Consider the following 1,034-nt stretch of genomic DNA (forward strand, 5'->3'; position numbering starts at 1 on the left):
CCGACCGCCGCGCTGGACTCCCCCTCCCGCCCCTGCCGCACCCGGGGGAGTGAATGACTGCTTCGGATGTAGCAACATCAGGTTGGAAATATTGTCTTTTCCGCCTTGAGCTTTTGGAAGGATGTGGTGAATGTTCCAGCCCGTTTCCTTCGTTATTTTCTCTTGACAGTGAGGACATTCCTTGTCTTGTCGCCACCAAAGCCTAAGCAATTTCGTCTTTCCTTTCAGGTTGTTATCCATTTTCCAGCCAAGACGGCTTTCAAAGTAGGATTCCTGTGCGGGGTCAAACGGGTTCGCTTCGCCCTTGATTTTGATATGTCGCATTATTTTCGTATCGCTGGCTTTTATCAGCGTCCTCCTTTGCGGTTTTCCGTCCTTATCCTTGGTTGTCGCCACAAATATCCAGTCTCGGCTTCCAATCCGAATGAAATATCTATCCTTGACCCATTTAGTTCCTTTGTTGGGGTGGCGACGTGTTGCCCATTTCCAAATTATTCTCCAAATTTCATGGTCTACTTTCGCAAAGGTTTCTTTGGCGACTGCACCTTGATGGTAATTCGCCCAACCTCGTATCATTGGGTTGAGTAGTCCAATCAAGTTTTCTTGTTTCGCCATGTCATTGGCCTTCACTACTTCCCGGATTTTTCCTAAAAACGCTTTCACGTTTTTCTTTGACGGCTTAGTTAGTAATATACCGTCATATTTCCTGATATTCCATCCGAGAAAGTCGAACCCTTCCTCAATGTGCGTGATCTTGGTTTTCTCTTCTGAGAGTGTTAAGCCTCGTTCCTTGAGGAATACTTCAACCAAGGGCTTGACTTCGTTTTCAAGCAGTTCTTTCGTTCTTCCCGTGATGATGAAGTCATCCGCATATCGTATTAAATTGACCTGATTTCTGGCTGCAACATTGTGGTCAAACTTTCCACTTTTCTTACCGGTTGCAAACCTTTCAATCAACTTGGTTTCCATTCCGTCTAAGAGACTGTCGAAAAACCCTTTTCTCCTAAGCTTCCGCAGAATTAGTTGCTGGTAAT

The 1,034-nt window shown here is 45.6% G+C and carries 1 protein-coding gene; it reads right to left on the reverse strand.

Features of this window, described 5'->3' with window-relative positions; genetic code table 11:
- Window positions 1-969, reverse strand: a 969-nt coding sequence (locus BN874_RS12765; RefSeq protein ID WP_230314428.1) for a group II intron reverse transcriptase, incomplete at its 3' end; no start/stop codon positions are given.
- Window positions 970-1,034 lie beyond the last annotated feature (65 nt).

The organism is Candidatus Contendobacter odensis Run_B_J11 (assembly GCF_000531125.1).
GTDB lineage: Bacteria > Pseudomonadota > Gammaproteobacteria > Competibacterales > Competibacteraceae > Contendibacter > Contendibacter odensensis.